Annotated in this window: 19 protein-coding genes; 3 read left to right on the top strand and 16 right to left on the bottom strand. The window is 64.3% G+C overall.

Annotated features, from left to right (window positions below; genetic code table 11):
- Positions 1–161 precede the first annotated feature (161 nt).
- Complete coding sequence (locus OTER_RS06180; RefSeq protein WP_012374038.1) at positions 162–1,007, top strand: DUF932 domain-containing protein; 846 nt, start codon at positions 162–164, stop codon at positions 1,005–1,007.
- Positions 1,008–1,159: 152 nt separating this feature from the next.
- On the opposite strand, the gene OTER_RS06175 is transcribed toward OTER_RS06180, so the two are convergent.
- A complete protein-coding gene (locus tag OTER_RS06175) occupies positions 1,160–2,227 on the bottom strand; it encodes a catalase family protein (protein ID WP_012374037.1) in 1,068 nt (355 codons plus the stop codon).
- A gap of 92 nt (positions 2,228–2,319) precedes the next feature.
- Between OTER_RS06175 and OTER_RS06170 the strand changes: the two genes are divergently transcribed.
- Positions 2,320–3,246, top strand: coding sequence for an alpha/beta fold hydrolase (locus tag OTER_RS06170; protein WP_148218029.1), 927 nt, complete (start codon positions 2,320–2,322; stop codon positions 3,244–3,246).
- Between the two features lie 459 nt (positions 3,247–3,705).
- On the top strand, positions 3,706–3,999 hold the full coding sequence (locus OTER_RS06165) for a hypothetical protein (RefSeq protein ID WP_012374035.1): 294 nt from the start codon (positions 3,706–3,708) through the stop codon (positions 3,997–3,999).
- 170 nt (positions 4,000–4,169) lie between these two features.
- Here OTER_RS06165 and OTER_RS06160 read toward each other — a convergent pair whose 3' ends face one another.
- From OTER_RS06160 to OTER_RS06090, 15 genes are all read right to left on the bottom strand, one after another.
- Complete coding sequence (locus OTER_RS06160; protein WP_237702452.1) at positions 4,170–4,895, bottom strand: response regulator transcription factor; 726 nt, start codon at positions 4,893–4,895, stop codon at positions 4,170–4,172.
- Positions 4,896–4,903: 8 nt separating this feature from the next.
- Positions 4,904–5,830 (bottom strand): AAA family ATPase, encoded by a 927-nt coding sequence (locus OTER_RS06155; protein ID WP_012374033.1) that lies wholly within the window; start codon positions 5,828–5,830, stop codon positions 4,904–4,906.
- Positions 5,831–5,836: 6 nt separating this feature from the next.
- Positions 5,837–6,436, bottom strand: a complete 600-nt coding sequence (locus tag OTER_RS06150) for a hypothetical protein (protein WP_012374032.1) — start codon at positions 6,434–6,436, stop codon at positions 5,837–5,839.
- Complete coding sequence (locus OTER_RS06145) at positions 6,433–7,524, bottom strand: TrbI/VirB10 family protein (RefSeq protein WP_012374031.1); 1,092 nt, start codon at positions 7,522–7,524, stop codon at positions 6,433–6,435. Before OTER_RS06145 ends, OTER_RS06150 begins: the two co-directional genes overlap by 4 nt.
- Positions 7,521–8,426 carry a hypothetical protein gene (locus OTER_RS06140; protein WP_012374030.1) on the bottom strand — a complete coding sequence of 302 codons (906 nt, stop codon included), beginning with the start codon at positions 8,424–8,426 and terminating at the stop codon, positions 7,521–7,523. Before OTER_RS06140 ends, OTER_RS06145 begins: the two co-directional genes overlap by 4 nt.
- An 8-nt stretch (positions 8,427–8,434) precedes the next feature.
- Entirely contained in the window at positions 8,435–9,103 is a 669-nt protein-coding gene (locus OTER_RS06135; protein WP_012374029.1) for a hypothetical protein, read from the bottom strand.
- Between the two features lie 176 nt (positions 9,104–9,279).
- Entirely contained in the window at positions 9,280–10,479 is a 1,200-nt protein-coding gene (locus OTER_RS06130) for a hypothetical protein (RefSeq protein WP_012374028.1), read from the bottom strand.
- An 8-nt stretch (positions 10,480–10,487) separates the two neighbouring features.
- Entirely contained in the window at positions 10,488–10,718 is a 231-nt protein-coding gene (locus tag OTER_RS06125) for a hypothetical protein (protein ID WP_148218028.1), read from the bottom strand.
- 44 nt (positions 10,719–10,762) lie between these two features.
- The gene (locus tag OTER_RS06120) at positions 10,763–11,572 is read right to left on the bottom strand and encodes a TrbJ/VirB5 family protein (protein WP_012374026.1); all 810 of its coding nucleotides are present in this window, start codon (positions 11,570–11,572) and stop codon (positions 10,763–10,765) included.
- Complete coding sequence (locus tag OTER_RS06115) at positions 11,569–12,063, bottom strand: YMGG-like glycine zipper-containing protein (protein WP_012374025.1); 495 nt, start codon at positions 12,061–12,063, stop codon at positions 11,569–11,571. The genes OTER_RS06120 and OTER_RS06115 overlap by 4 nt, the downstream gene beginning before the upstream one ends.
- Positions 12,064–12,104: 41 nt before the next feature.
- A complete protein-coding gene (locus OTER_RS06110; RefSeq protein WP_012374024.1) occupies positions 12,105–12,782 on the bottom strand; it encodes a hypothetical protein in 678 nt (225 codons plus the stop codon).
- Positions 12,779–15,475, bottom strand: coding sequence for a VirB4 family type IV secretion/conjugal transfer ATPase (locus OTER_RS06105; RefSeq protein ID WP_012374023.1), 2,697 nt, complete (start codon positions 15,473–15,475; stop codon positions 12,779–12,781). Before OTER_RS06105 ends, OTER_RS06110 begins: the two co-directional genes overlap by 4 nt.
- A gap of 2 nt (positions 15,476–15,477) precedes the next feature.
- A complete protein-coding gene (locus OTER_RS06100) occupies positions 15,478–16,074 on the bottom strand; it encodes a DUF4133 domain-containing protein (protein ID WP_012374022.1) in 597 nt (198 codons plus the stop codon).
- 26 nt (positions 16,075–16,100) lie between these two features.
- Positions 16,101–16,508, bottom strand: a complete 408-nt coding sequence (locus OTER_RS06095; RefSeq protein ID WP_012374021.1) for a hypothetical protein — start codon at positions 16,506–16,508, stop codon at positions 16,101–16,103.
- Between the two features lie 226 nt (positions 16,509–16,734).
- A complete protein-coding gene (locus tag OTER_RS06090) occupies positions 16,735–17,121 on the bottom strand; it encodes a hypothetical protein (protein ID WP_012374020.1) in 387 nt (128 codons plus the stop codon).
- Positions 17,122–17,123: the final 2 nt, after the last annotated feature.

Here is a 17,123-nt window from a genome sequence, read left to right as displayed (position 1 = left end):
CAAGGTATTGCTCGCGTGCGCTGCGCTCCACCTTGCGCGACGGTGCTGGACGTCGGCATCCCTCCGGGGCGGCCGTTTCAACGGTGTGGCCCGGGAGGGGCCGCGCAGGGCGGCTCCCTGCAGACGGCGCCCCGTTGGGCGCCATCAAACCAGAAAAGATCATGAATAGCTCAGTCCTCGTTTCGTCCCCCCTCCCGCATCGTGCCCTGTCGACCGACGACCTTCGCCGCGTCGCCCCGTCCGTGTTCGCCGTGCACGCCCGGCCCGGCGTTTCGTCCCGCTATGCCTTCGTTTCCACCGCCCAGGTGGTCGACCTGCTGCGCTCCGATGGGTGGGAGCCCGTGAAAGCCGGCGAACAGCGGGTCCGGCTCGATACCCGGCGCGGATTCCAGCTGCACGAGATTCGCTTCGCCCGGCGCGTCGATCTGGAGGTCGGCGCGTTCCAGCTCGGGGAGACCCGCCCGGAAATGATCCTGCAGAACGCGCACGATGGTACGCGTGCCTATCGCATCGACGCGGGACTCTACCGCCTCGTCTGCCGCAATGGCCTCGTCGTCTCCGACGCGGAATTCGCGCACGTGGCGATCCGGCACCTCGACGTGTCCGCCGAGCGGTTTACGTCCGCGGCCCGCACGATCGCCGACAGCGCGCCCAAGGTGCTGGCGTCCGTCGCGCGCTGGAAAGCGGTGACGCTTTCGCCGGCGGCCCGGGTCGAGTTCGGCCGGCGGGCCGCGGCGCTGCGCTGGGATCCGGAACAGCCGGTCGGCCGGGCGCTCTCGCCGGAGAAGCTGCTCGCCCCGGTGCGGGTGGGCGATGCGGCCACCGATCTCTGGACCACGTTAAATGTAGTCCAGGAGCATTTGCTTCGGGGCGGGACACGTTACGTCGCCGTGATCATCGGCTCGCCGCTCCGGCAGAACACCACCCGACCCGTGGGCGGACTCCAGCACGCCCAACTCGTGAACAAGCAGCTCTGGGCGCTCGCCGAGGAATTCGCGCGGAACTGAAAAGTGGCGGGGAGTGGCGGGTGCCGCCGCTCCCTCTGCTTGGACACATGGGGCTGCGCACTCGGCGCGGCGCGAGCGCGCGGCGGTGCGCAGGCGGTGGAGCTGGCAACGCTCGGGGTGCCCCGCATCCGGCGGCAACGACTAGACGAGGTTCAGCGGCTACCGCCTCGCGCCGCGTGCCACTCGTCGGCCGTGGGTTCCCGGAGTGCCGCGCCGTTCGCTGTTCTCCGCTGCGCCGCCATCGCCTGATAGATCCGCTGGCGCGCCCGGTTGATGCCACCGAGCGGCCGATGCGCCGCGAGCCCGTGCCAGGGCGTAAACGACAGGTTCTCCCCGAAGTCGCGCTGCGCCGGCGTGTCAAAACGCTGCACCGGTATCCGCAACGTGGCGATCTTTTGGTACGGCGCCGTGGATTCATCCCAGCACACGGTGGCATCCTCGATGGGCATGGCGGTCGGGTCGGTCTGGAGCTGAGCGACCAGATCAAACCGCGCTTCCTCACTCTCCAGCCGGGCCGCAAGCGCCAGCCGCAACCGGTCCGCCGAACCGCACGACCGTTCGGGTTGAGCCTGCCGCTGCGGCCGGAACGACAGCTTCATCGCGCCATCTCTGATCCGCACTGGCGTGGTGCTCCAGAATTGCACGCGCAGCAAATCGGTCGGCCGCTTGAGCACCATGGCCCGCAGGATCCGAAAACGACGGTCGAGAGAAACCATTCCTCGCAACAGCGTGCGGGCCTTGGCCCACGGCCCGCCGATCATCAAGCGGCGGTAATCTACCAGCAACGGCAGCAGATCCGCCACGTCCCGCGCGAAGAAGACCGGATGATCGACGCAGACGAGATCCTGTGTTCGCGCCTGGGGCTCGTCTTCGAGCAGTCTCTCGCCGTCGACGTCGAACAGCTTCACCGACATCCCGTGCGCGTCGGGTAGCCGATCGTCGCGCATCTTCGCGCTCGAGAACCTGACCGCCGCCAGGTATTCCCGCGGCTCGCCAAAGAGCCCGTGCCTGAATCCGGCCGGCACACCGGGCTCGACCGCGAGATAGGCCAGCACGCACCCGTGCTGCTTCGGATGGAGGTTGCGCGGAACAGGCCGCTCGCGGCGATCCCGCGCCTCCTGAATGGATTGCAGGATCGCCAGCATCGCCTCGATATCCTCGCCTTCTCGCGGCGGGATACGTTCGTCGCCAATCGCCAGGGGAAGGGATCGGGCAGGCATGGCGCGTGATCGGAAGCGCGGCCCGGCAGAACTGTGCCCGGTCGCATGACACCAGATCCGTGTCGCCATGGTTTGCGAGTTCGCCGTCCATTTTGAAAACGCGTCCGGACTGCGCAGGTTCGCTCGTGGCGCCCGGCATGAATCTCGATCAGCTTGAACATCTCACGCTCCAGGGAGCCCAAGGCATCGCGCTGCATGCGGCCGCGATCGGACGCGGACCGCTCATGCTCTTTCTCCACGGTTTCCCGGAATGCTGGTGCGCCTGGCACCGGCAGCTCCCGCTGTTCGGCCGCATGTTCCGGGCCGTCGCGCTCGACCTGCGCGGCTACAACCTCTCCGACATGCCGCCCAATCGCGCCGACTACGCGCTGCCGCTGATCGTCGATGACGTCCGCCGCGTGATCCGCGCGCTGTCGCCGGACCGACCGGCCGTGATCGTGGGGCACGATTGGGGCGGCATTGCCGGTTGGGTCTTGGCGCGGGAGAGCCCCGAGTTGATCGAGCGGATGGTGATCATCAACGCGCCGCACCCGGCGGTGTTCCGTCGCGAGCTCAAGCGCAGTCTTCGGCAGGTTCTTGCCAGCAGCTATGCCGGCTTCTTCCAATTGCGCGGCGTCGCCGAGGTCGTCTTGCGCGCCTTCAACTTCGCAGCGCTACGCGCCATGGTGTACCGCACGAGTGCCAAGCCGGACATGTTTCCCGCGGAACTCCGGCGAGCTTACCTCGACACTTGGCGGCGACCGGGCTGGCTTACGGCCGGTTTGAACTACTACCGAAACCCGAGCGCGCTGACAAAAGAGGCGGCCGCGTCCGGCCAAGCTCGCATCGCGGTCCCGACGCTGGTGCTTTGGGGCGACCGCGATCCCGCGCTGCGTCCGTCCAACCTCGAGGGTTTGGGATCATTCGTCGCACACCTGACGCTGCACCGGCACCCCGCAGCCACCCATTGGATCGTGCATGAGGAGCCTGACTGGGTGAACGCCGCCATCGGGGACTTCATCACGACCGTCCAGCCTTAGCGCTTCCTGCCGCCCCGGCGAGCGATGGCCCACACAAAGCCGCACAGAGGCGGGCCGAACCTCTCCGCCGCATGCTTGGCCGGCCGCGACGGAGATCTCAGGCCGAGTGACGTGGAGCGCTCTTCCTTCTCCACGAAGGTGCCAGGGAACGAGGCAGCAGATTTCCCGTGCGCTTCGTTCGCCCTTGGGGGCGGCCGACCCAAAGCTGCGGCGGGAGGAGGAGCTTCCCGCATTCCTGGAGACGTAGCGTCCGCGTCTATCGAAGGGCATTCCGGTCCTTTTTGCCTCGAGCCGGCTTGCTCTCTCAGGCGGAACCTCCCGTCGCCGCGCCGCAAGCGGACAGGCCCATCTCGGTTCTCCTTGAAAGGAATCCCCCAAGCTGTGCCCTCGCGCCGACCGGCACCCCCGCCTCGGGTCGAGAGAGCAATCCCGCTCCTCAGAACTCAAAAAGGAACCATCATGTCCTCCAAAAACGCTCAAGCCGCCACGCCCGCCAAGAACGTTTCAACCAGCTCCAAGCTCCCGGTGCAGACCTTCCGGCTCGGCCGGATCAAAGCCGCCATCTGGGAAAACGAAGCGGACCAGAAGAAATTCTACAACGTGACGTTCGCCCGCACCTACGTGGACGACGCCAAGGCTTACCACGACACCGACAGCTTCGGCCGGGATGACCTCCCGCTCGTGGCCAAGCTCGCCGACCAGGCGCATACGTTCATCTTCACGCGGCTCGCGGAAGCGAAAGCCGAAGCATGACGCCGCTTCGGTCTCGCGGCGGCCGGTTCCACCGGCCGCCTTTTTTTTTGCGGCGTCGGCAACAGCAGCTCGCGCAAGCCGCGCTCACCACCGTGATCGAGCCGCAGGCGCTGCGGTGATAACACCGTGACGGGACGCACTCGAATGCAGAAACGCGGCAACCGCTTCCGCTAGGACAGGCGCGACCCGGTGAGGGCGGAACTGTCCTTGCCGTGGCAAAAGCGACGCTGAAACCCCGGGTAGAAAACACCCTTCGCGGTCACCAGCACGTAGCCATTTTGCAGCGCATACAGCATGAGCTGCCCGATCTGATGCAACCCGAGCTTGCGCATGATTGCCTCGCGATGCGTCCCCACGGTTTTCGCGGAAATGCCGAGCCGTTCGCTGGCTTGGGCGTTGTCGGAACCGTCGCCGATGACCGAGAGCACGATCTGCTCCCGTTCAGTCAGCGCGTCCAACGTGGTGCTCCTACGCTCCTGCAGAAAAGGGAGCAGAGCCGGGCTGACGTAAAGCCGGTGCTGCATGGCCTGGCGCAGCGCTGGGGCGAGATGCTCCAGTCCTTCCGAGGACCCATCGTAGATTCCGTCGTAACGGACGTGACGGAGCATCTTGAAGGTGCGGGCATCGGCCCGGGAGGTGACGATCAGGATTGGCAGTTCGGTTTGGGTGAACGGCTCCAGATGCTCCAATCCGTCCATGTCCTCGATCTTGACGCCGGCGATGAACAGATTTGGCGTCGCCTCCTGGATGGCATCCAGCGCCGCCAGCCCGCGCTGAAACACCTGCACCACCGCGTTGGGCCAGACGTCCCAAATCTGGCGCCGGATGAGATCGCCGTAGAGCCGGTCCCATTTGAGGACGACGATGCGGAGCGAAGTAGTAGGGGACATATCCATGGTTCCTTTCACGCGGCGGCTGCCGTCGCGGCCGGCAGCAGCTCCAGCTTGATTCCGGCCGGATGCGCTCGCAACCGGCCGATCCCGCGACCCTGGTTGAGTAAATCCTCCGCGAGCGCATTGCGCACCAGCCGCTCCGTCGCATCGCGCATCGGCCGCGCGCCGAGTCGATCATCGTAACCCTGCTGAACGATCACTTCGACCGCGTTCGCGTCGGCCGTCATCGCGTAGCCGCGCGCGGCCTGCTCGCGCAGTTCGTTCGCGAGCATCGCCGCCGCGATGCCGCACTGCGCCTCGTAGCCAAGCTTGTTGAAAACGACGGTCGCGGTGATCCGGGCGAACAACTCCGGGCTGAGTTCGCGTTGCGCCTCCTGCCGCACCAGCCGCTCCATGGTTTCGTATTTCGACTTGCGCATCGTCAGGATGCGTTGCGATCCGAGGTTGCTCGTGAGCACGCAATACCAGGGCGAGAAATCGAGCACCCGGTTGCCGCCGGTCGTCAGCCGCGCGACATCGAGCAGTTGCAGCAGAATATTCAAAACTCGTGGGTGCGCCTTTTCGATTTCATCGAAGAGCAGCGTTCCCACGCCGGCACACGCATCGAACCCTTCGGCAATCCGGCCCGGATCGTCTCGCGAGGTGCCAAGCAGCAGTCCGAGCCGATCCGGCGTCTGGTACTCCGACATGTCCAGCCGCACGAGACGGCCCGGCCCGATCAGATCTTCCGTGAACCGCAGGCTCAGCTCCGTCTTGCCCACGCCGGTCGGACCAAGAAACAGGAAGCTCGCTTTCGGTCGGCCGCGCTGGGTCAACCCGAGTTCACCATGTTGGAGCCGCTCGACCACGGTGCGCACGGCCTCGTCCTGCCCAATGATCGCCCCACGCAGCCGGGTCGGCAGCGCACGCAGGGTTTCCCTGGAGTGGGCGGCGGTCATCGGGGTTCACCACCTTGGCTGGCCGCCGCTTGATGTGGCAGACGAAGCAGTCGCCGGCGAGGAGGTCGCCGGGCGTGGCCCGCGCAGACGCGCCTCCAGTTCCTGCACGCGGGCCCGTTCCTGCTCGAGTTGGCGGCGCAGCGTGACCGTTTCCGCCGCCTGAGTGACGAGTCTGCCGAACTGCGCCTGCGCCTGTTGCTCGGTCGTTGCGATCGTCGCCCGAACGGCGCGCAACTCTGCCGTGATCTGTCTTTGCGCCGCGAGTTCCGCGGCCAGTTCGTCGCTCGGCGGTAGCGGCGCATAGCTCGCCGGCGCGAAGGCGCTCCGCGGAACCGTCGTCAACCATGCCCCTTCCGACCGACCGGCGGGGAGCCGGGTGGCGCGATAGACCGCGTGGGGCTCGTGCCGCACGCACGGGTCGTCGGCATCGCGATACCCGCGAATCTCGTAGCGCGTCTCGACGAGTTGCGTGGCGGCCGCTTCACGGATGCGTGCGGTCGGCGCGGCGTCCACGGCGCTTACCGTCGCGTCCGCCACCGGCCGCGACGTCGCGCAGCCCGCAGCGCTCAGGACGACAAAGAGGAAATAGACCCGGTGCATGCTCATCCCTTCGTTTCGGCGGACACGGGCTCCGGCGCGGACGCCGACGTTTTCAGTTTCACACCGGCGACCTTGGCTTGCTGCGGATCGACGGTTTCGACGACGTAGACGTAGAATTCCTTGCCCGCGGGCACGCGCACGAAGTAGCCGTTCTGTTCGATGTCTTTCAGCGTGCGGTGCGCGTAGAGTTCGAACACTTCGCCCACGCCCTCGCGCACCCCGTTCGAAACGGAACCCGTGATCGTGCTGCCGAGCGCGGTCTGGGTGCGGTCCTGCGTCCCGCGCGCGAACCCGCTGAGCGCGGCGGCCGCCAGCATCTTCAATTCCTGCAGATCGTCCGCCGCCATCAGCCGGCCTTTCAGCCCGGCCGAGCCGTCGGTGATCCCGTAGCCGTCGATGTCGTGATCGTATTCACGATCCAATGCTACGCCGGTGAAGGCCAGTTCGCGCCCATCCTGCCACACAAATCGCCAGGTGCCGGCGGCGGTGATTCGGTCGCGGAGCCGCCCGGCCTGGGCGCTGCCGTGCACCAGCGTATTGGCCGGTATCACCCGCTCCCCGTTTTGCCACACGTCTTCCAGCAGCACCGCGATGACCGGGGTAGCCAGGTTCGCGCTGTCGACCGTGTTGACGAGTTTGCATTTCAAAAGCGTGCCGAACGGGATGAATCGCTCCGGCGGGGGCGCCTCCCGTGGCGGCGGAGACGGTGACGGCTCGTAGGCCGTCAGCAGGGAGGGATAGCGGATCTTGCGCGGCTTCTCCGGTGGCGGCGCTGGCGGCGCGGCGCGTTCCCTCGCGACCGTTGTCGGTGGAGGGACCGGACGAAACGGCACGATGCCGCCGTTCGCCGCCGTTGCTGCGGCGCCCGGTGGCCGCGCTTCCTGCGGCACGCCGTCCTCCAGCCCTTCGCTGAGCGGCGCCCGCATCCGGCCGATCTCGATTTTCTTGGTACTCTGCGCCGCCAGGCGCGCCGCCTGCCGTTCCGCGGCCTGATGCCGGCCGTAGAGCGCCAGCCCGGTGAACAGCACGATCACGAACACGACGAAGAGCCCGAACTTGCTCGTCAGAAAGTTCCGGAGGGTGCGCGGATTCATGACGACGGAGGCGCGGACGCCGCGGCAGCGGCCGCAGCGGTGTCGGCCGGTTCGCGCCGGACGGTGTGGATGAGGATCGTGAAGGCGTTGTCCGCGCTCAGATCGTTGCGCGTGCCGTCGGGCATCCCGATGATCGCGAACTCGGCTTCCGCGGCTTCGCCCGGCTGCAAAGTACGCGGACCGTTGGCGATCGACTGCGCGAATCTCTCGTTCGCGACCCGAGCCGCAAAGGTGCTCGGCGCCAGCTCGAGCACTTGGTCGGTCCGGTTCCGGAGGTTCAAGAGGAACACGACTGCATCCTCCTTGGGAAAGCGGTAGACTTCCTGGACCTCGATCTCCAAGTCTGGCAGCTCCACCTTCCGGCCTTGCGCGCGCAGCGTCACGCCCTCGACCGCCGCGGGGAGCGACTTCACGAGCACCGGGTACGCCCGGGCGCGATCCAGGAGGCTCAACCCAATGCGCGGCGTGAATCGCACCGGCTCGGGCGGACGGGAAAGCTTCACTGGCGCCCCAACCACCGGCCGTTTGAATATCGCGCTCGCCACCGGCTGGGTGGCGACCGTCCGCAGTTGCAGAACATGCGCCGCGTTTTCGAAGATGACGGTGAGGGTCGCGGTCGCGTCCGGCTGCAGACTCTGCACGAGGAGAAAGTTCGCTCCCTTGGCGTGCGTCACATGGAACCGCAACCGCGTGCCCTCCTCGACCTCCGTCGCCGCGCCGCCGTCATCGATCAGCATGTCCGCTCCGGCGATCGCGGTGATCGCACCCGGCAGCGTGATCGTCGTCACCTCGCGCGAGACGGGCAGATCGATCGCGACGTGCGGATCGAGCACAAACTCGCGAATCGTTTGCGCGGAAACGCCCGAAAATGCCACGAGAAATCCCAGGAGTGCCGTCCGCATAACTACTCCTAAGTTCGGGTGACCGGCTCGACCTGAAACGCGGCCACCGCCGTCGGGAACCGGCCGTTGCGCGTCAGATCGGGATTGAGCAGGAACTTGAATTTCACCCGGTAACGCAGCACCTCCGTGATCGGCGCGTTCTGGAACGCACCGACCCGGATCAACTGCACGTCCACCGCCGTATAGAACGCATTGTCGCGGGTGCTCAGAATCTCCGGCACCCCCGTCTCCACCTTTTGGTGCAGCGACTTCGCCTCAAACTCCGGCTTGGTCTTGTCGATCGCCGCCTGGGCCGTTTTCGCCGCCTCTTTCAAGAAGAGCACCTTGAACAACTCGGGGTTGTCCAGTCCTTCGGGGTTGCGTTCGAAAAGCGCCTTGCACGCGAGCTTCGTCTGCAAGGCGTGCACGTCTTTCGCGCGCTGGATATCGACGACCGGAGAGACGTAGTAGGTGCCGAGGCTGTCGATCACCACCACCTCCCGCTTGCGCGTCAGTTGCTCGATCAATGCGTGTCGGTCCCACGCGGCCCAAACCCACGCCGCAACGGCGACCAGAAACCAGATCAGCGACTGGCGGCGCTGCCGCGTGAAGATCGCCAGCAACGTGGACTTCGGTTTGCCGAAGCTGGCGGCAAGCGGTGGTGTGCGCGCCGTTGGGGGCTCGGGCTGCGCGATCATGGCATTACTTTCTTGGGGGCTGTTTAGGTGGGGTGACGTTGACGCAGGGGCGGGACACAGAACCGGTTGGCGCAGTGCGTTTCGGTTCTGGGGATATGAAGAGCGCAACGAGCTTCTCCTCGGCTGTGGCCAGCCGAGATCGTGCGCGAGCTTGCCGCTCCAAGGCTTCGGTGAATTTACGATTTAGCATGGGCTTCGATTTCGATGGCAGCTTGGTTTGGATCCGGGTGATGCGGCTGATGAGCAAAGTTGCTCGGCCGCTGGTGCCGTTGGCGTGAATTCTCCGAGAACTGAGCTGTGAAAGCCTCGACTGCGGCGGCACGGCGACTGTCCGCCGATGCCATTTCCGCCATCGCCGAAGTCTGGCGTCGGACAAACTGACCTCGATAGAATCCCGCCATACCTCCGACTGCGGTTGCGGTGGATTGAGGAAAGCCCCCTCCACGAGCGGCCGACTCGGTTCCCGCAGCCATCGCGCCGGCGGCTGCCGCCGTGACCGCGACAGCAGCCGAAGCACCGCCGGTCACGGCGGCAGTCGCCGCCCCAACGCCACCGATCAGACCGGCTTGAGCGACACCGCCCACTCCCTGTCCGAACGCGGCAGCGGGATTCGCACCCGCCAGGAGCATGCGCATTGTAATGTACGGAGCCAAGCATGAACTAAGAATCATCCAGGCGCCGATCAATAGGACGGTGAGCATAGGAGCCACCATTGACGACGGGGAGATCACGATCGGAATGAGGCTGGCTTTCGCCGCAGCGTCCAACATGGCGTTAGTGACGACTGCAGCAATCGCCCATCCGAACGGCCAGCACACCAGCGCAGCCAAACCGATGACGTACTTGCGGCCCACCCCTTCCATCGTCCGAAGCATGAAGAACGAAAGAAAGAGCGGACTGAGCGACCAACCGGCAGACAACAAAATGTCACGGAACAAATTCACGATGTATTGTACACCCCACGACAGCCATCCAAATAACCAGAGCAGTGCGTAGCAGATGGCCGTGCCAATCGAACCCGTTTCCCAGATCACGTCCCACACGCTGACCTCACCCGCAGTGGGTGATCGTCCCGCGAGGAACTGAACGAACTTCTCGTCCACTGCTGTGGGATCGACGCCAAGCAAATCGGCGAAGGCCCTTACCACGTCATTCAGCCGAATCAGCCACTCCCTAAGAAGTATTGTCGCGAGCCCGACGAAGAATAGCCGAGTGACAAGCCTGATTAGGTTGCCCGGCTCCCATCCCTCTCTGAGACCACGCAGCACAAACCCCGTCGCCGCGATGGCGCTCGCGACGTAAGCACACGCGCCCCAAAGGTTCGAAAGCCCTTCGAAGTAAGTGTCGGGAAGAATGCTGCCGGCGGGCGCAGCCATGAAGAGTCCTATTTCTTAGGTTCCACTTTGCCGGCGTCCGTGTCCTTGCTGGGCGTAAGCTTCCGGTCGTGGCGGGGTTTGAAGGTCTGCGGCAGCTTCTGCATTTCGGTCTTTGCCGCTTCCGCTTGCGCCTTGGCAGCGGCCTCTTGTTTGGCTGTTTCGGCTTCGGCCTTCTGATCGGTGCATCCGACCAACGCCGTAAGGACCATCATGAAGATCAGGGGGCGGATGAGTTTCATGGCCATCGCGCGGTGAGACAATGCACCCGGGTTTTCGTGCCGATTTACGGAGTGTATGGGGTTTCCTTCACGTAAAGCAGGATGGACTCGTATGACGGGGTGAACGTCGCGGTGACCTTCTCCGCTTCCTGCTGTGCGAGCTTCCGCCGCGCCTCGGCATCGGCTTCGTTTTGCGCATCCGTCATCGCAACCGATTCGGCGGCGCGGACCTGGATCTCCGCGGCACTCAAAGCGACCTCGGAGTCCAGGGCAGCCAGCTGACTGTACTGCGCGTTCAGGATGGCCTCCAACTTCTTCTCCTCCGCATCAGTTTCGGCCGCCTGCAAAGCTTCACTGGTGCGCGCAATCGCTTTCCGCAACTCCTCCCGCCGGGCATACGCATCCGCCTGAACTTCTTTGAATTCGTCCACCATGGTGGTGATCTCGTGCGCCGGTTTGTAGATCTCGGAGTCACGCACCAGCACTCCCCCCTCGAAGTCGGGGAATTCATTGAGAACAGGTCGGAAGATTCCGTCGCGGGTGTCGCCGAAGATTCCAAAGCCATCGACCTTCGCCGTGGTTTCAGCCCACAGCTTGATTCGCGTCGGGAGATCCAGATCCAATCTGAACTCGGCGAAGCCGACGATCGACTTGATGTCAGCCATCTTGCCGAGCCGGTCGAGTTGGTCCTGCATCTGTTGGATCTGGTGGATCTGGTTGCTGATCTGCTCGGCCTCCTTCGCGATTTGCTCCACCAAGGCGGCGTAATTGGTGATGCTCTGGGAGAGATTTGCGGCATCGATGACGGCCCATTGCGCCGAGCACGGCGCACCCAGCACCAGGATGGACGCGGGAAGCAGCGACCGGGTTTTCATGACCCAGACTCCTTTCGCGGCATCACAACACGAATGACCCGCGTCGTTGGTTCGCGCCGGACGCCGTCGCGGTCGCTCTGCGGCACGCTGATCTCGTACAAGCTCTCCTCATAACCGTCGCCCTCGTGGGATCGCTGGTTTTCCCGGGCGATCCAGTACTGTTGTTTGACCGCGTTCGACTGACCTTTCTCGTAGCCCGCCAGAAACGCCTCCCGTTGCGCCTTGTTGCTGAAATAGTTGATCGTCTCCCCGGCAACGAAGCCCACGGCCGCACCGACGGCCGCATTCTTCGACTTTCCGTTTCCCTCTTTTGCGCCGACGTAAGCGCCCGCTGCAGTGGTCGCGCCGGTCGTCGCGAAATCACGCGTGCGGCCGGCCGAATCCGCGCCCGTGGTGGCGCAGCCCGACGAGAGCATCAGGATCAGGACCGCAACAAGGAGGCCGGTCACGTAGGGCTGAAGATAAGCCAGAGTATCCAACAAGCGGCTCATAAAGCTCCTTTCGATATGTGATGATTCGCAGGCGTGTTCTGCTACGATTCGCCGATCAAGAGCCGCTGGCCCCGGTGCTCGGCCATCGTCTCGCGGGCGGGCTCGCGATGGTACTGCCGCTCAATCACCGCGTCGATGAAGTCGATCGCGTCCATCCGGCCCGCGAGAAAGGCCCGGATCTCCGCCTTCGTGCGAATTCGTTCGGCGGGAGACAGATTCGGCGCGTCAAAAATCGATTCGATGTCGGCGATCGCTGCCAGCGCCGCGTCGGCCGAAGGATCTTCCTCAAGCCGATTGATGACCGGCGTCAACCGTTCCGCGAGCGCGTCTTCTTCCACCTGCTTGTAGCCTTCGAACAGAAGCTCCTCCACCGAGTCGCTCGTGCTGTCCACAAACGCGTCGACCTGATCCACGATGCCACGGGTCGGAGTGGTCTCTGCCCACTCTTCAACCAGGTAGTACTCCGGCTGGTCCCTGCCAAAACCGCCCTCAATCCACCGCCACGTCAGCTGAGTGTGAGGCTCGGTGACGCCGCCATTCGAACGATGGTTCGTCCGGCGGGACAGGGGGAAACTGAACAGGACACGTGTCGCCGGTCGGCTGAGTGACTCCGCCGAGAGCAATGCGTCGGCGTTCCGTTGGCGCCATTCATCCAGCTGGCGCCGGGTAACCGCGTCGATCTGCTGGGCCTCAACTTGAATTTCATGATGCGTTTTCATGCGTTCGCGACAATTCCGTCCACCACGTTGGCGTAGCCCTTGAGTTCTCTCGCGCGCTGATCGTAGTGCGCACCGGAGCTCGACGCGCAGTAGAGCATTTCCCGGGAGGCGACGTTGCGCATCGTCACGATCATCGGCCGGCGCTCGTCGGTATGATAATACGTGAACTGCGAGTACTTCGACCCCACGAGTTTCTCCGGCTCGGGATGGGTCATCACCGCGTCCTTCACCGTTTCTGGGATCGGAAAATCCTTCGCCAGATCCTCGACATCGGCGCGGTCGCTCTGGCGCAGCAGGAAGAGGATGCGGCTGTTGCCGAGCACCGGCCCGCGGATGTCCGAGTTCCGGAACTGCTCGTAGTTCTGGACGGAGGCCAGATTCCAGACGTTGTACTTGCGGAGTTGCTGGTAGGACTCCCGCAGAACCTTCTTCCCGGTCGGAATCAGTGCGAACCTCGCGACTTCCTCGAAGACGTTCGCCTTTCGGAGGGCCCGCGGAAGCCGCATCATGTGCGAGCGGGTGTAGTTCGCGATCAGGAACGCCGCCGCCGCTTTCAACTCCTCTGCCGATTCGGGGATGTAGCCTAGTTCGAAGTGCGCGATCTTGCCCGTGAGATTCACGTTCGACACGCCATCGAACAATTCGCCGTAAGCACCGTTCGCACTCCAGGGTTCGAGCAGGGTCGCGAGATAGCGCATCTCCTCGGCGTGCGGCCCGGAGGCTTCGGCGGCGAGCAGCTCCTGCAAGTGCCCATGCTGCGGGTAGTCGGCGGGCGCGAAGTCCGCGAAGACGAGATTGCGAAGCTGCGGCGCAGTGGCGGCGTCCTTCGTGAACCGGTTGACTTCCGCCTCGGAGAAGCGGGCCAGGAAACTCTCGGCTTCGTCTTCGTTCGCCGAGCGAAACTCGGCGAATTCGAGGAACGCATCGAGGTCCGTCGCCTGCGGGCCCATCCGCTCCCGGCGGTAGGCGTCGAGCGCGCAGGCGTGTCGCGCGAGTCGCAGCGACGCTTCCGGCTGCTTGTTCACGTACCACCGCGCGAAATCGTCGTAGAGCCGGCTGATCGCATTCACGACGAGCGCCTGCCGCAGCTTGTTTTTGTCTTCGTCCCGCGACTGCCCCACCATCAGCATCGGCAGCGCCGCCGCCGCGCTCAGGTGGAGACCGCTGAGCGGCATTCCACGCGTATCGAGGTAGTTCATCGTGAGCTTGCCGTTCGCTTGGATGACGATGGGCTCGGCGCTCGGATCGACCGTCTTCGTGTAGACGTTGTACGCCCCGCCTTCCTCCACGATCATGGTGAACACCCGGTGGCACTCGGTCTGACTGAGAATGCTGATCGTGAGGACGGTCTTCCCCGAGCCGGTCGTGCCAAGGACCACGGCGTTTTGCGGCGTCAGGCTGTTGCCTTCACCGACGAACGTCCGGCCGCCGACCAGGTTCCCGTTGTTCCCTTCGAAGATGAACTCCGCCTCGTCCAGGTGTCCGACCGGGGTCGAGGAGAACGGCAGGATGTTCGCGACGAGCGCGTCGTCGTAGTCGTGCCAGAGGGCGGAGTAGCGGCTGAACGACCAGCCCGGCCACGAACTGTAGAAAAAGTTGCGCGCCGAGGGTTCGAGCGCCGGCTCGTAGGCCACAGCGCGCTCCATGTTACCGATCGCGGCCTTGAGCGCCGTCAGCTTGGCGCGCAGATCGTCGCGCGACTGGTCCCAGGCGCGGAGGATATACTGCACGCGGTACGGTGAGCTTTCGCCGCTGGAATAACGGGCGATCTTCGCCGCCTTCGTCTGCATGGCCGCGAGCAGCTTCACCTTTCGCAGACTTTCGTAATCGCCCTCGACGCGGGTCAGTTCCTTCTGCTCACGCTCGATCAGCCGCTCGACGTCGAGTGGCTCGACGTTGACCGTGATCGCGTAGTCGCGAAATCCGAGCTTCGTCAGCAGGTACACAATCCCGGGACGCGTGCGCTTCGGCAGCGACTTGAGGACCAGCATCCCGTGGTAATACCCGTCGTGGTAAAACCCCGTGTCCGGCTTCTCCAGCGGTCGGCATTCGCCATGCCAGCAGTTTTCCTGGATCGACTTCTCCGGATCGAAGAACTCCAGCGGGTCGGTGATCTTCCGGTCGGCTAGGGAGGGGTTGAGGAATTCGAGATAATGCAGGAAGTGATCGGCGTCGGTCATCCGGCGGACCCGGCCGCCGGAACCGAACAGCGCTTCGAGAAAACGGCCGATCTGGTGAAATTCCTCCTGATACGCGCTCAGGAGCGCTTCGATCGAAAGGCGGCCGGCCTTGTGCGCCAGCGCGTCGGCGGTCACCGGCATCGTGAAATAGAGCCGGAGCTGTTCCCGGCGCAGCAGGGCGGAATCGGCCTTCTTCCAACCGCGCACGAAAACCTCGTTTCGGACCCGTTCCGTCCACGGATTCTTCGCCAGCTCGACCGTGTTCTTGCGGTAAGCGAGCAAGGGCCGGCGGAAGTCTCCATTGTTGCCCCACTGGACCTGGAGCCGCTGGCCCGGCTTCAGCACCGCGAGCAGCGCGATCAAATCCGACTCGAGCGCGTTGTGATGAACCGGATCGGCATTCTCCAAATCCGGCGCGGTCACGTCGAATCCCGCCGCGATGAATCCGCCGGGTACGCCCTCGAAAACGATGACGTCTTCGCCGAAGTAGCCATCCACCGGTTCGAGTCGCATGTTCAAGTCTCCCCTTGCTCGGCGAGCGCGTCTTCCAGCAGCTCTTCCGTTGTTTCCAGCTCCTGACGGAGTCGTTCGTAACTGGACAATCTCACCACCGGTTCCTCCGCGGGCCCTTTCGGCGTCGCGCTGCCCTGAACGGTACGTTGTTTCCCCGGCTTGCCGGTCGCGGGGACACGGGTCCTGCGCACCCGCGGTTCCTCGACGGCGCGTTTTCGGTGCGCGTCGGACTGTTCTGCTCCCGGCCCGGCGCTCCCCGTGAAGGGATTCGCCGGGCGGTGCGCCCGCGGTCCAAAGGCCAGCTCCAGCAACCCGGATTCGATCAGCACCGACTCGAAGAAGTCGGTGTCGTAGTGCTCGGGCTTGTTGTTCTTGAGCGTGAACACATACGCGACCGAAAGCAGGCAGAGCACGACGCCGACAAAGAGACAGAGAAGCAGCGATATCCCAAAAATGCCCCAGCAGAGGATGACAATGAGGATCGACGCCCCCGCCGACCCGAGCAGATACCAGCCCGAGTTGCCGGTCATGCCAAGGAACTCGCCCTTCGACTGGGCGCCCTGGTTGGCATCGTGCTCGTTGGGAAGCGTGCGGTCCATGGCTCAATGTAGGTGTCGACCAACTTTCACGGGGTGAACGCCCCAACTTCCGGCGCGGTGAGCCCAAAGTTGGTCCACATCGTCCGGACGATCGCGAACGCCAGCCCACTGACCATCGCTCCGGCGAATGACCATTTCGCGATGGCGTGACGGCCCATCATCATCGCGATTCCCGCGGCGATGATCCCGACTGCGGCCAGCGTTCCGCTGAGATACATGATGACCGCGTTGCCCGACTCCACGGCGGTCTGCAGATCCGCCGCCTGGGCCTGCGCGAGCGACGGAAACGCGAGCGCCGCGACCGCCAGCACCCACAGCTGGCGCCGATTCTCGCCGCCTCGCGGCTGGACTTCCCAAAGGCGCAGTGCTTTTCCGATCATCACCGCGCCGCACAGCGATGCCGCCCAGGGCATCACGATCAGTAGCGTTGTCATTTTGATTTCTCCTTGCCGGCGTTTGCCTGGGGGCCGTTCCCCGCGCCCTTGACTCCTTCGCATCGGCGACGGACTCAATCGCGTCGGGCCGTCAAAAGAGGGAAGCGTCGCGCATCTTCAAGAACGCGCATCTACTGAAATTTCAGTAGGCGAGTTACGCCGCGTCTCTCCATCGGTAAAACGTCGCGCAGATTTTTCTCTCGTGGAATCGTCGCGCCGATTCGCATTACTCCTGTCCGAGTTCCAGCTCCGTCTGCCCGTTCCTCTTTCCAACCTTTCCGGTGGCTTTGTGGAAGTGAATTTCCGTCGCGAAGCTCTCCGCCTCGCGCTCCATTCTCTCGGCGAGTTCGGGCTGCGCTCGAAGCCGCATGAGTGTCCGCTCCTCGATGGCGAGATAGAGCGGCCGGAGATTGTGGCCGGTAATGACAATCACCCAGTCGCCCAGCTCGATCTTCAACGTATCCGGTTCTGTGCTATAGTCCCAGCGGCCCTCGATGTAGTGTTCCCACGGAAAATTCCGACTCTGGTTTTTTCCGTCGTCAAACGTCACGTGAACCGGTCGCGGTGACGTGTCGAAATGCTGCCGTGGTTTTTTGAAGGCAGGTTGCTCCATGG

It is taken from the genome of Opitutus terrae PB90-1, assembly GCF_000019965.1.
GTDB lineage: Bacteria > Verrucomicrobiota > Verrucomicrobiia > Opitutales > Opitutaceae > Opitutus > Opitutus terrae.
Note: the sequence above shows the minus strand (reverse complement) of the source record. Positions and strands in the feature narration are given on the sequence as shown.